Source organism: Enterococcus sp. RIT-PI-f, assembly GCF_001297065.1.
Lineage (GTDB): Bacteria > Bacillota > Bacilli > Lactobacillales > Enterococcaceae > Enterococcus_D.
Map to the genome: position 1 here is coordinate 141,649 of NZ_LHOX01000015.1, position 13,417 is coordinate 155,065.

The 13,417-nt window shown below is 44.6% G+C and carries 13 protein-coding genes; 9 read left to right on the forward strand and 4 right to left on the reverse strand.

Going from position 1 to position 13,417, the window contains the following annotated elements; translation table 11 throughout:
* Positions 1-5: 5 nt before the first annotated feature.
* Genes smc through ftsY form a run of 3 tightly spaced genes read left to right on the forward strand, consistent with a single transcriptional unit; the run spans position 6 to position 5,653 of the window.
* Positions 6-3,584, forward strand: coding sequence for a chromosome segregation protein SMC (smc, locus tag AEQ18_RS07640; RefSeq protein ID WP_054115741.1), 3,579 nt, complete (start codon positions 6-8; stop codon positions 3,582-3,584).
* A gap of 13 nt (positions 3,585-3,597) precedes the next feature.
* Positions 3,598-4,416, forward strand: coding sequence for a Cof-type HAD-IIB family hydrolase (locus AEQ18_RS07645; protein ID WP_054115742.1), 819 nt, complete (start codon positions 3,598-3,600; stop codon positions 4,414-4,416).
* Position 4,417: 1 nt separating this feature from the next.
* Positions 4,418-5,653, forward strand: a complete 1,236-nt coding sequence (ftsY, locus tag AEQ18_RS07650; RefSeq protein ID WP_054115743.1) for a signal recognition particle-docking protein FtsY — start codon at positions 4,418-4,420, stop codon at positions 5,651-5,653.
* Between the two features lie 212 nt (positions 5,654-5,865).
* Here the strand turns inward: ftsY and AEQ18_RS07655 are convergent, their stop codons facing one another.
* Complete coding sequence (locus AEQ18_RS07655) at positions 5,866-6,234, reverse strand: BlaI/MecI/CopY family transcriptional regulator (RefSeq protein ID WP_054115744.1); 369 nt, start codon at positions 6,232-6,234, stop codon at positions 5,866-5,868.
* 244 nt (positions 6,235-6,478) lie between these two features.
* Here AEQ18_RS07655 and gshAB point away from each other — a divergent pair, with 244 nt between their 5' ends.
* The gene (gene gshAB, locus AEQ18_RS07660; RefSeq protein ID WP_054115975.1) at positions 6,479-8,749 is read left to right on the forward strand and encodes a bifunctional glutamate--cysteine ligase GshA/glutathione synthetase GshB; all 2,271 of its coding nucleotides are present in this window, start codon (positions 6,479-6,481) and stop codon (positions 8,747-8,749) included.
* Positions 8,750-8,824: 75 nt separating this feature from the next.
* Here gshAB and AEQ18_RS07665 read toward each other — a convergent pair whose 3' ends face one another.
* Together AEQ18_RS07665 and AEQ18_RS07670 are read right to left on the reverse strand one after the other, a co-directional pair.
* On the reverse strand, positions 8,825-9,241 hold the full coding sequence (locus tag AEQ18_RS07665) for a hypothetical protein (protein ID WP_054115745.1): 417 nt from the start codon (positions 9,239-9,241) through the stop codon (positions 8,825-8,827).
* An 11-nt stretch (positions 9,242-9,252) separates the two neighbouring features.
* Positions 9,253-9,699 carry a YueI family protein gene (locus AEQ18_RS07670; protein WP_054115746.1) on the reverse strand — a complete coding sequence of 149 codons (447 nt, stop codon included), beginning with the start codon at positions 9,697-9,699 and terminating at the stop codon, positions 9,253-9,255.
* Between the two features lie 107 nt (positions 9,700-9,806).
* Between AEQ18_RS07670 and AEQ18_RS07675 the strand changes: the two genes are divergently transcribed.
* From AEQ18_RS07675 to AEQ18_RS07695, 5 genes are read left to right on the forward strand one after another with little or no spacing between them, the layout of a single operon-like run.
* Complete coding sequence (locus AEQ18_RS07675) at positions 9,807-10,376, forward strand: GNAT family N-acetyltransferase (RefSeq protein ID WP_054115747.1); 570 nt, start codon at positions 9,807-9,809, stop codon at positions 10,374-10,376.
* Between the two features lie 12 nt (positions 10,377-10,388).
* Positions 10,389-10,778: an iron-sulfur cluster biosynthesis family protein gene (locus AEQ18_RS07680; protein WP_054115748.1), complete on the forward strand. Its 390-nt coding sequence runs from the start codon at positions 10,389-10,391 to the stop codon at positions 10,776-10,778.
* The gene (locus AEQ18_RS07685) at positions 10,766-11,659 is read left to right on the forward strand and encodes a metallophosphoesterase (RefSeq protein ID WP_054115749.1); all 894 of its coding nucleotides are present in this window, start codon (positions 10,766-10,768) and stop codon (positions 11,657-11,659) included. The genes AEQ18_RS07680 and AEQ18_RS07685 overlap by 13 nt, the downstream gene beginning before the upstream one ends.
* A 22-nt stretch (positions 11,660-11,681) precedes the next feature.
* The gene (locus AEQ18_RS07690; RefSeq protein ID WP_054115750.1) at positions 11,682-11,903 is read left to right on the forward strand and encodes a DUF2829 domain-containing protein; all 222 of its coding nucleotides are present in this window, start codon (positions 11,682-11,684) and stop codon (positions 11,901-11,903) included.
* A complete protein-coding gene (locus AEQ18_RS07695) occupies positions 11,900-12,649 on the forward strand; it encodes a 3-oxoacyl-ACP reductase (protein ID WP_054115751.1) in 750 nt (249 codons plus the stop codon). Before AEQ18_RS07690 ends, AEQ18_RS07695 begins: the two co-directional genes overlap by 4 nt.
* A gap of 69 nt (positions 12,650-12,718) precedes the next feature.
* Here the strand turns inward: AEQ18_RS07695 and AEQ18_RS07700 are convergent, their stop codons facing one another.
* Positions 12,719-13,258, reverse strand: a complete 540-nt coding sequence (locus AEQ18_RS07700; protein WP_054115752.1) for a biotin transporter BioY — start codon at positions 13,256-13,258, stop codon at positions 12,719-12,721.
* Positions 13,259-13,417: the final 159 nt, after the last annotated feature.

The window sequence follows — 13,417 nt, forward strand, 5'->3', positions numbered from 1 at the left end:
GCGGAGTGTATTTAAAACGAATAGAGATTGCCGGCTTTAAATCCTTTGCCGACCGCACAGTCATCGATTTTGAACACCGAGTGACTGCTGTTGTCGGACCAAACGGCAGCGGCAAGAGCAACATTACCGAAGCGATTCGGTGGGTTTTAGGAGAACAATCTGCCAAGAATTTACGAGGCGGTAAAATGCCTGATGTCATTTTCGCGGGCTCAGATTCTCGCAAAGCACTAAATCTAGCTGAAGTAACCATTATTTTGGACAACAGCGATCACTATTTACCATTGGATTACAATGAGATCAGTGTGTCGCGTCGGTTAAGACGGACGGGTGAAAGTGACTTCTTTTTGAACAAACAATCCTGTCGCTTGAAGGATATCCAAGAATTATTTATGGACTCCGGATTGGGGAAAGAATCTTTTTCCATTATTTCTCAGGGGAAAGTGGAGGCCATATTCAGCAGTAAGCCAGAAGACCGTCGCGGCATTTTTGAAGAAGCGGCAGGTGTTTTGAAATATAAACAGCGTAAGAAAAAAGCAGAGCAGAAATTATTTGAAACTGAAGATAACCTGAGCCGCTTACAAGATATCATCTATGAATTGGAAGATCAGCTGTTGCCGTTGGCGGCGCAAAGCGAAGCAGCCAAAAAGTTTTTGGCATTGAAAGAACAACTGACGACGATCGATGTGGCCTATACAGTGATGGAGATCGCCGAAGCCAAAGCAGCATGGGAATTGGCGAAAACGGAGTTGGCTGCATGTAATCTGCAGCTCGAACAAATTGCCACCCGAATCAACCAAGGGGAACTTTCATTGCATGAGTTGCGTCAACAACGAACTGCTTTCGATGAAACCCTCGAAAAAATCAATCAACAGCTTCTTACGGCCACAGAGGGCTTGACACAAGCAGAAGGGCAAAAAGAACTGTTGGATGAACGCTCGAAACATACCCAAAAGAGCGCCGAAGAGTATCAAGAGAATTTGGATGAAGTCATAGAAAGAAGCGATCTCCTAAACGAGGAAAAAAGCGAACTGATTGCGGCGCTCTCGCAAAAGAACCGCAGCATCCAAGAAGTGGAAGCCCAAATTGCAGCAACCCGCAAAGACCAAGCAAAGTATCAACGTTCTGCCAAAGAAATCATCGAAGAATTGCGCAGTCAATATGTGGAAGCCATGCAAGAGCAAGCAACGGTTGGCAACGAATTGAAATATTTGGCTCGCCAATATCAGCAAGAAACGGCCAAAAATCAATCTGCCCTGACAAGGCAAACAGAAATGAACACAACGCTGCAAGAAAAAGAAACCGAAGCCGCGTTGGTGACTGAACAATTGACGACTGCAAAGACTGCACTTGATGCGCAGCGCAATCAATACATCCAAGTACAAGAAAAAGCGCAGCATAATCAAGCACGCTTTGAAGAAGCCCAGAAAAAAATGTATGCATTGATGAATCAAGTCCAGCAAGTTCGAGCGAAGCAGCGTAGTTTGCAAGACATCCAAGAAAACTACAGCGGTTTTTATCAAGGGGTTCGTTTGGTATTAAAGAACAAACAGCACTTGGAAGGAATAGTCGGAGCCGTAGCAGAGCTGATCGATGTCCCTCAAGACTATACGGTTGCGATCGAAACAGCACTGGGCGCTTCGGCACAACATGTGATCGTGGAAAATGAACGCGATGCCCGCAATGCCATCACTTACTTGAAAGAAAATCGTGGCGGCCGTGCAACATTCTTACCTTTGACGACCATCAAAGCCCGCCATTTGCCTGAATATGCCCGTAACCAAGCACAGCAAGTGAATGGATTTATCGGTGTTGCTAGTGAGCTGGTTGAGTCGCCGGCATCGATTCAGACAATCACAGACAATCTTTTAGGCAGCATTTTGATTGCTGAGGACTTACAAAGTGCCAATGCGTTGGCCCGGGCGCTGAATTACAGTTATCGGGTCGTTTCGCTAGAAGGCGATGTCATGAATGCCGGAGGTTCGATGACCGGTGGGGCAACCAAAAAGAACGCAGGCAGCTTATTCAGTCAGAGCAATGAATTGCAGCAACTGACTGCGCAAGCAGCACAATTAGACGAACGGCTGCAAACGACTGAAAAACAAGTGCAGCATTTTGAAACAGCCGCTAAAGAAGCGCGCGCAGCCCTAGATACGTTGCGCACCCAAGGTGAAGAAGCCCGCATGACGGCGCATGAATTGCAAAATCGGTTGGATCATCTGCAACAAGAACTTGACCGCCTGCAAAAAGAACAGCAAGTCTTTGCTTTTGAACATCGGGAAGTACAAGCCTTCTTCGAAGAGTATGCGGAGAAGAAACAAGACTTAGAAGAACAACAGCAGCATATTACTGCCCAATTGACAAAAATCGATCAAGATATTCGTCAAATGAATGTTGAAGAAGACTTGATTGAAGAAAAACGACAACAATTGTCAGAAGATGTGGCACGTTTGCAGGCAGATTTTGCGGTTCAGAAGGAGCAAACTGCGCATTTACAGCAAAAAATAGCCGCCAACGCGCAAGCCATTGCCGAAAATGAAGATCGGCAACGGGTCTTGACACGGCAAATACAAGCACTCTCCAGCAACGCCAGTGACCATGGATTCTCAGAAGAAGCCCTTTTGCAGCAAATCAAGGAATATGCAGCCGCTAAGGATACCTTAACGGAAGAATTGGGGGCGATCCGCACCAAGCGACAAGCGCTGCAGTTGAAGATCGGTACCTTGGACGAAGCATTAAGCAGTGCCAATTTAGATCAAAAAGAGCAGTTGTCACAAAAAACTGCGGTTGAGATCGAAAAAAATCGCAGCGAATTAGTGATGGATAATCGCTTGTTGTACCTGCAAGAAGAATACAACATGACGTATGAGAAAGCAGCGCAAGATTTCGCGGCAATCACAGATGCTGTTGCTGCCAAAGAAGAAATCCAAACATTAAAAACTGCTATCGATGAGATAGGGCCGGTCAACCTAAATGCGATCGAGCAATTTGAGCAAGTCAATCAGCGTCATGTGTTCTTGACTGGGCAGCGTGATGATTTATTGACCGCTAAAGCACAGCTTTTTGATACGATGTCCGAAATGGATGAAGAAGTCAAAACCCGTTTTGGCGAAGTGTTTGATGCCATTCGGTTACAATTCAAACAAGTTTTTCCCAATATGTTTGGGGGCGGTCACGCAGAACTTGTGTTGACAGATCCTACTGATTTGTTGAATACAGGAATTGAGATCGAAGCCCAACCACCAGGAAAAAAACTGCAAAACTTAAGTCTGCTTTCAGGGGGAGAACGAGCTTTGACCGCTATTGCACTTTTGTTTTCGATCATTCAAGTGCGCCCTGTACCGTTTTGTGTATTAGACGAAGTAGAAGCTGCATTGGATGAAGCCAACGTGTCTAGATTTGGCCATTATCTCAGCGCCTTCCAAAATGATACGCAGTTTATCGTGGTGACCCACCGTAAAGGGACGATGGAAGCTGCCGATGTCCTATATGGCGTGACTATGCAAGAATCTGGTGTCTCCAAAACCGTTTCGGTACGGTTAGAAGAGGTTCGTGAAGGTGGACGTTTCGCAGCCGCGCAAGAGTAGAGGAGTAGAAGTGATGATTAAATTGATTGCCATTGATTTAGATGGAACATTATTAAATAGCAAAAAAGAAGTCACGAGCCGCAACAAACAAGCGCTGGCCCGTGCCAAGGCCCAAGGGGTCAAAGTCGTTATTTGTACGGGACGTCCATTGCGGGCAATTAGACCGTATTTAGATGAATTGTCACTAAAAGATGCCGGAGATTACAGTATCACTTTCAATGGCGGACTGGTGCAAAAAAATGAAACGGGTGAAATTATTGAAAAAGCGGCGATGCAGTTGGCCGATGTCCATGAATTGATCGCTGTGGCTGAAGGGTTGAATTTGCCTTTAGACATCGTATCAGAGGAAATCGTTTTGAGTTTGCCCACCTCAGCTGAGCATTTGTCGATCTATGGCTCGTTGAATCCGTTGTTGGATTGCCGTCCATTTGCCATTGATGCTTTAGATGAAACCAAATTATACAATAAGGCCGTGATTGCCTATCACCAAGAAGTATTGGATCCTAAAATACCTGCGATCCCAGCAGAAGTTAGTGAAAAGTTCGAAATCATCAAAAGCCGCCACAACTTACTGGAATTTATGCCAAAAGGTATCACGAAAGCTTATGGTATCAGTTTATTGGCTCAGGACTTAGGGATTGATCAATCTGAGGTCATGGCGATCGGCGATGAAGAAAATGATTTACCAATGATTCGTTATGCCGGCATTGGGGTAGCAATGGACAATGCGGTACCGATGATCAAAGATGCCGCAGATGTTGTGACGGCCTCGAATGAAGCCGACGGTGTCGCGCAAGTGATCGAAAAATATGTCTTAACAGGAGGTGCTTGATATGGGATTTTTTGATAAAATCAAAAAAGCGTTGGTTGGAGAATCAAAAGATACAGAAGAAATAGCTGAGCCTGTCGTGCCTGATAATGAAACAGCACCATCTAGCCATGAAGCGAGTGAACCAGCCCCTGATTCATCAGTTTCCGATGAAGAGGTTCCTGGTGATGAAGAAGATCAAGCAGATGCACATGCGGATTTGCCAGAAGAAGGACCAGCTGTGCAACCACCTGCTGAGGCACCGATAACGACCCAACAGTCTGTTACACCAACGCCTGAAACGATTTCTGAAACGATCGAAAAAGAAACAGTGCAAGACAAATACACCAAAGGATTGAGTAAGTCACGCAAAACGTTTGGCCAACGGATGAATGAACTGTTTGCCAATTTTCGGACTGTCGATGAAGATTTCTTTGAAGAAGTGGAAGAAACATTGATTGGTGCTGATGTCGGGTTCGATGCAGCGATGAAAATCGCTGACGCATTAAGACAAGAAGTCAAACTGCGAAATGTCAAAAAAACGGCAGAAGTACAAAATGTGATCATTGAGAAGCTGGTGGATCTTTATGGTGAAGCAGGTGTCGATGAAGTCAATACATTGAATATGCAGCCTGATTTGACGGTCATCTTATTCGTGGGTGTCAATGGCGTAGGCAAGACTACCAGTATTGGGAAATTAGCCCATCAATTCAAGGCAGAGGGCAAGAAAGTCTTATTGGCCGCAGCAGATACCTTTCGTGCAGGTGCCATTGATCAATTGGTCGTCTGGGGTGAACGGGCGGGCGTTGAAGTGGTTCGCGGCAATGCTGGCGGAGATCCAGCAGCGGTGGTATATGATGCGATGGCGCGGGCCAAAGCGGAAAATGCTGATGTCTTACTTGTAGATACAGCGGGACGATTGCAAAATAAAGTCAATCTGATGAATGAATTGGAAAAAATCAAGCGGATCATCCACCGAGTCGATCCAAGTGCGCCTCACGAAGTTTTACTTGTATTGGATGCGACGACCGGTCAAAATGCCATGAATCAAGCCAAACAGTTCAAAGAAACAACGGATGTGTCTGGTCTTGTTTTGACCAAATTAGATGGTACAGCCAAAGGCGGGATCGTATTGGCGATCCGCAATGAGTTGCGTTTGCCAGTCAAATTGGTCGGTCTAGGAGAAGGCATTGATGATTTAGAGCCGTTTGATCCAAATGAGTTTGTTGTAGGTCTATTCAAAGGATTGATCAAAGACTAAAAAAGAGCCATGTCTCGGGATATTCCCAATACATGGCTCTTTTTTATTGTTAATAAATCTGTGATGGTCAATTGAAGAGATGCTGTCATATAGGCCAAGACCCTTTCCAGCAAAGACAAAAGATGCCTCACAATCAAGTGTACGCAGACCGAGTATTTCGGGAAGCAGTCTTTCGCAAACTTAGATTGCAAGTAACGACAAGGGCAAGTGGCTTACTTTGTTAGTTCTCCTTGGCGGTCTTTGATCAATTTCTCTAGTTCGTTCAACGTGTCGATCTCTTTATTGGTCTCAATAAAGTTGGTGATCAAGTTTAGTAACGATTGGTCAGACAATTCGGCAGCAAGAAAATCTTCTTGCGTCACATTTGGCGCGTACAGGCGCGTCAACACGGTGCCGCTATAACCGATATCGGCTACTTTCAATAAATCATGATTTTTTAATTTGCGTACAACAGCTTGAATCGTATTCTTGCTGAGGTCTTGCTGCTGGACAGCAATGTCGTTTGCAGAAAGGGGTTTTTCTGCATTCCAAAAGATATTCATGATCTGGCGTTCGCGTTTGGTAAGATTAAGTGGTTTCATTCACTATTCTTCCTTTCAAAAAGAGTAATATAGACATAATAATTTACTGTTATATAATCAGTATACTTTATTTTGTAGGTAAATATCAAATTTATTCAAGTATTTTATAAATTCTTGGTAATTTTGTTAACAGTTAATGTAAAAAAGAGGAACAAATTTGTTTAATTTTCACATTTTTTGTCTATAATAGAAGAGAATATGAATGATCAAACTAAAAACAAGTAGAAATTTAGAGGATACCTACATGATGATAAAAAACATTTTAAAACAAAAAGCACTTTCCCCTTATTTACTAAAAGGCCGTTATGGAATCGAACGGGAGGCGCAGCGGGTCACGCTGGCAGGAGATTTTTCTGGTACCGATCATCCTGTAGTGTTAGGCAATCGCAGTTTTCATCCCTATATTCAAACGGATTTTGCCGAAAATCAATTAGAACTGATCACACCTGTAGCGGATACGGTAGATGAATTGTTTCGCTATTTGGGTGCGATCCACGATGTGGCCTATCGGTCAATGGCACCAGAAGAAATGTTATGGCCATTAAGCATGCCGCCAGCTTTGCCCCAAGCAGAAGCGGACATCGTGATTGCTAAATTAGACCAGTTTGAGGATGTCTTGTATCGCCGCTATTTGGCGAAGACCTATGGCAAACGTAAGCAAATGGTCAGCGGTATCCATTTTAATTTTGAGTTTGCGGATCGTTTCCTCCAACAGTTGTACGAAGCAAGTGATCAGGCAGTAGACTATCAATCCTTCAAGACAGCATTGTATTTGAAGGTTACCCGCAATTATTTGCATTATCGTTGGTTTTTGACTTATTTCTTTGGGGCAACCCCCACCTCAGAAGCCAACTATTTCACAGGTGAGCAGCGGCCGACAGAGCCTGTTCGCAGTATCAGAAACAGCCGTTATGGCTACACCAATCATCCGGATGTGACGGTATCTTATGGGTCCTTAGAAAACTATCTTGGGGATATTGCTGCGCTTGTGGAAACCGGCAAACTCTCGGAAGAGAAAGAATTCTATGCGCCGGTACGTTTAAGGGGCGGCCGTCGCGTGGCAGACCTTGCTGAAGCGGGCATCCGATACATTGAGATACGCAATATCGACATCGATCCTTACGCTGCCTATGGTATCTCGAAAGAACAAGTGCGTTTTTTACACTTCTTTTTGTTATTTTTAAGCACCAAAGATGAAGGCGTTGATCTAGACGAATGGGTCAAAACAGGGGATCGAATGAATGATGCTGTCGCACTGGAACATCCATTGGCTCAAACAGCTTATCTGCAAGAAGCGAAAGAAATAGTCGCTGAGTTACACAGCTTTGCGGCCGAATTGCAATTGCCAGAAGTACCTTATTTGGCGCAATTAGGCGATATGCTGGAAAATCCTGCGTTGACTTTTGCCGGCAAGCTCTTTCAAGCAAGTCAATCTGCCGGTCAAGCGGCAGTCGCAAGAGAGCTAGGTGTGGCATATCATCAATCTGCTTGGGCCAGACCGTATCAATTAGCTGGTTATCGCACGCTAGAATTATCTACGCAAATTTTGATGTTTGATGCGATCCAAAAAGGAATCAAAGTAACAGTTTTAGATGAAACAGATCAATTCTTGCGCTTGCAAGCAGGGGACCATATTGAGTATGTCAAAAACGCCAATATGACAAGCAAGGATCAATATATCGTCCCATTGATCATGGCCAATAAGACGGTGACGAAGAAAGTATTGGCAGAACATGGCTTTCATGTTCCTAGCGGTGCTGAATTTGCAACGGCTGCGGCGGCAATCGATTACTACCCGCATATTGCGAAAAGCGGCTTTGTTGTCAAGCCCAAAACCACCAATTATGGACTGGGTATTTCAATTTTCAAAGAAGGGGCTTCTTTGGCTGACTATCAGGAAGCTGTGGCGATTGCTTTTGCAGAAGATCAATCGATTTTGGTTGAATCATTTTTGGCTGGAACGGAGTACCGCTTCTTTGTTATCGATGGACGGGTCGATGCGATTTTGTTGCGGATCCCTGCAAATGTCGTGGGAGATGGTCGACAAACGATCGAAGCATTGGTCAAAGAAAAAAATCTTGATCCCTTACGTGGTTCACATCACCGGTCACCGCTGGAATGGATCCAGCTAGGCAATCTGGAACAGCTGATGCTCAAAGAACAAGGCTATACGATAGGCTCCGTTCCGCCAGAAGGACAAATCGTTTACTTGCGAGAAAATTCAAATATCAGTACCGGCGGCGATTCGATCGATGTCACGGATGATTTCAATGAGGAGTATAAAGCGATTGCCGCAGCGGCAGTGGCAGCATTAGGGGCATCGATTTGCGGCATCGATCTGATCATTCCTGATAAGACAAAACCCGCTGACAGCGAGGGTGCGTATGGGATCATAGAAGCCAATTTCAATCCTGCGATGCATATGCATGTATATCCTTATAGCGGAGCTGGCCAACGCCTGACAATGTCTGTTTTGCGGTTGTTGTTCCCAGAAGTATTTGATGCTTCAAATTAAATGAAATTGAACTGACAAAAGACCAACTGATCGATCGCAACGGTTGCGTGATCAGCTGGTCATTTTGTTGTATAGTTATTGGAAAGCCGTAATTTCAATGGTTTGTTTTGTTTCTTCCACAACAAGTCCGGTTCGATTTTCCCACCATTGCTTCATGGCGGTTTCGTAAGACGTAGGGAAAGTCTCGATGATCGTTAATAAAGGGACATCTTCTAACGAAGCGTAAGGGAAATTCAGCACCAGATTGTATTTTAGTTCTGACAGCAAACTGTAATATTGGAACATCATAAAATGCATCTCAGTCAAATCGTCCGAAGCCAGGACTTTAGGTGCCCGGTCCAGCATAAAACCAAGACTGCGCATCATAAAAAGCACGCCGTCTAAATGGTCGATCTCAATGGAAGTCACGGTTTTAAGTATATCGATATGACGATCCAGTACAATCAATAATTCTTGTTTCAATTCGCCAAAAGCAGGTTCATTCGTAGACATGATAGTTCCTCCTAGTGAAAAATATTGTGCCAAAATGATGTTTTGTGCTTTTCCTCAGTCTTTGGTTCGACAGGTGCGGACGGATATTTTTGTTCAATATCGATGACTGTCTCATTGACCGCTTCTTTGGCGGTAACCAGCAGACCGATACTATCAGGTGCCGCATCTTGGGCATCAGAAACCACGCGAAAATCCATCTGCTGTTTTGTTAGTAAGGCGATATAAGTGGTTTGGATCGATTCCGGCAACTTGCCATTCAGCAAGACCAATTGCTGTTGAAAATGCGGCAATGCAGAAATCAACGTGTCTTGGTTGTCCTTCTTCTTCATTTCTGCTACTGTCATACTTAGATAACATCGTTCACGAAATGTGCCTAAGTATTTGCGCTGCTCATCAGGGTTGATCCGAGGTGTTCCGTACATGCCTGTATCCAGGCGTTTTTCTAGTTCATCTGCCATAATAGCCTCCTTCAGCGTTTTCTTTAAGACTATTATACCATACACGCAAGCTGCTTAAGATCCAGCATGCCAATGGGCAAATTCAGGGAAAGAAAGTAGGGAAAGTCATGGAAAAAAAAGAAAAACATCAGCTATTGCTTGCCATGCATCAAATGATCGATACACCGCGTTTGTTATTGCGCCCAGTGACATTGGCAGATGCAACAGACATGTATGCATATGCCAGCGATGAGGAAACAACGAGATTCGTTTTTCCACAGCATCAATCATTAGAGGAGACAAAATTGAGTATTGCGACCTATTTCATAGCTGATCCTTTAGGCAAATTTGCCATTCAAGACAAGTCATCTGGGAAAATGATCGGCACGATTGACTTGCGGGTGGATTCTGCGAAAGAAATAGCAGAAATCGGCTATACCCTCAGCCGGCTGTTTTGGGGGCAAGGAATGATGCCAGAAGCAGTGATGACATTGCTGCACTTCGGGTTTGACACATTGGATTTGGTTCGCATCTATGCCTTGCATGATGTACGGAACCAAAAATCTGGACGCGTCATGGAAAAAACGGGTATGAAAATCGAAGCCACGATTCCATCTGCCCGCAGTGTACGCGGACAAGTAGTGGATGAAGTGATGCGAGGAATCACCAAAGATGAATGGATGAAGCGCGTGATGTAAAGGAGTGAGCCAATGGAGATAGAGATCGCACAACAGGCTGCTGAAAAAATCAAGGCAGTGATGCACATCGATGACCGCTTGTATTTTGTTGGAGAGGAGGGGTGGGATCCTTTTCCTGCGACAACCACCGCATCGGTGGAGGTGGACCTGCGATTGATCGTAGCCCCTGAGAGCTATCCGTTGTCCAAACAATCGCCTTATACAGTGAAGTGCCAAACAATGATTGGGGTGATTTGGACAACGGAAGAAATCAATCAAGCATATCCTGAACCAATACAGCTGACCCTTGCTGCTGCCCATGGTGGCTTACAGTTGACGACAGCAGATCAAATGACCGAAGGGGTGCAGTTGTTGCGGGTCGAACAGCACACAGCAAAAGGATCAGCATCATGGGAAGACTAGCCATCATCAGCGACTTGCACATGGATATCAATCATTTGACACCCGTTCATTTTCAGCAGATAGCCGATCATTTGAAACAACAACAAGTCGATCACCTGCATCTGGCAGGGGATATCGCGAACAAAAAAGAGCGGGCATTATCTGTGATCGATTTTTTTCAGAATCAAGGACTATCGGTGACGTTCCACTGGGGCAATCACGAAATGATTGATTTAGCGGAAGATGAAATTGAAGGATTCACGCATCCCTCTTTTCTTAATTTTCATACCTATCCACTATCTGACACCCATCTATTATTGGGTGTCAATGGCTGGTACGATTACCAGTATTCTGATTTAACAAATGAAAAAGACATTCTACGACTGAAACAGCTCTTTTGGTATGACCGCATGATCCATCGACAAGGAACAGATCCGGCAATCAGTCATGAGATTAATCAGCGGCTCCGAGAAGTATTGACAACTATACCAACAGATAAGCAGGTGATCTTATCTACGCATTTTGTCCCTCAATCGGCGTTTATTGTACGCCAAACGGGGAAATATGCCCGTTGGAATCATTTGAATGCTTTTTTGGGCTCTCCTGATTTTGGCGCAGTGCTTGCTGATTTCCCACAAGTCCAAGACGTTGTTTTTGGCCACACCCACCGCCGTTTTGCACCAAAATGTATTGCAGGTGCCTGGTACCATTGCCGTCCTTTTGGCTATTACTATGAATGGGAGATGACGCGGCGTTTTGTCAAGGAAAGGCAGTTGACTGATTCTTTTCAACCGACAAAAATCCGCGGTTTGCTGCGGCAGCATGACGATGATTTCGCGGCGTACAAGCAAGCGCATTTGATTGAAGAACTGGAACAAGGTATCACCTATATTGATTATTAATTTGAAGAAAGCAGGAAAGAATATGACATTTGAAGCAATTTTACCGGAACTAAAAGCAGGCGCAAAAATCATTCGGGAAGGATGGGGCGGGTATGAATTGTATGTGACCCTTGTTGCGGATGAAGTATATGATGGCAGCCCAGTCACCCCTTATTTTTTGATCAAAACAGCAGATGAAGGCTTCTCGAGTTTTGCGCCGACAGTTTGTGATATCTTAGCAGATGATTGGAAAATCGTTGAATGAGTCATGATTGGATCACGAAAGAAACAAGCGTCTTTGTGACGGGCGCAGCTTCAGGAATTGGTTTGGCGCAAGCACAGTTATTTCTTAAACAGGGTGCACGGGTTTTTGGTGTGGATCAGCAGCCTTTCCCGGAAAGATTGACCAACCAAACGCTCTTTACAGGGTATGTTGGTGATATCTCTAACGTACAGACTTGTGAAGACGCAGCGGCTTTGTGCAAAAAGCAATTTGGTGCAATCAATATTTTGTTGAATACGGCTGGCAAATTAGACGGTTATAAAACAATTCTAGATACAGAGAATACCTTGTGGCACGAGTTGTTAGACACAAATCTGTCGAGCATGTTTTACCTAGTCAAAGCGATTTTGCCGGGCATGATCGCAGAAAAAAGCGGAACGATCATCAATATGGCCTCAATTGCGGGAATGGTTGCAGGAGGCGGAGGTATTGCATACACAGCAACAAAACACGCCATCATTGGCTTCACCAAACAATTGGCGTTGGACCATGCCGATCAAGGCATCTCAGTCAAAGCAATCGCACCGGGCGCAATCAAAACACCGATGAACCAAGCAGATTTTGCTGGAGATGGTGCCATGGCGCAATGGGTCGCAGATGAAACGCCGGTCAAACGCTGGGCGTCACCTGAAGAAGTGGCAGAATTGACGCTCTTTCTTGCCAGTCCACAAGCAAGCTATCTGCAAGGTGCTGTTGTACCGATCGATGGTGGCTGGACATTGAAATAACAGATTAAAAATAGTCAAACAACCCAACAGTTCCGACGAAGCATGTCGAAGCTGTTGGGTTGTTTCTACCTATCTAAGGGCTAATTTATGGGCCAGTCTATTGCGTAAGAAAATCCCTAACACAGCTGCTGCTACAGCTTTGATGATCCCTGGCAGGATGAATAAGACGAAGCCGCCGCTAAAGGCTGCGGACCAATCCATCCCTGTACTCCATTTCAGCCATATTGTACCAAAAGCCAGTGTAGCCAGCGCCCCTGCGATATTCGCAATGATCGCCCACCAATAATTGTTGGACTTGAATGACAAGAGAGAACCAGTCACCAGACCATTGAAGATAAAACCGACAAGATACCCGCCAGTTGGCCCAAACAAGACCCCGATACCACTGCTGAATCCAGCAAAAACAGGTAACCCAATCAAGCCTAGCAAAAGATAAATCAGGATCGCCATCGTACCAGTGCGGGTTCCTAAGAAAGTCACTGCTAAACCAATTGCAAACGTCTGTCCTGTCAAAGGAACCAATCCTAATGGAATGGTCAATTGAGATAAACCGGCAATAATAATGGCAAAAAGTGCTGCTTGTATTTGTTGACGTAATGTTAAACGCATCGAATCCCTCTCTTTTCGTTAACTTTTATTTTGTTATATTGGTTAACGAAAGTATAAAACATGGTAAACGAAAAGTAAAGCTTCTTTTTTAGCGTACACGAATATAGTTGGAATAAAAGAGACCTCCTTTGCGCATATATGCCGCAAAGAAGGCTTTTT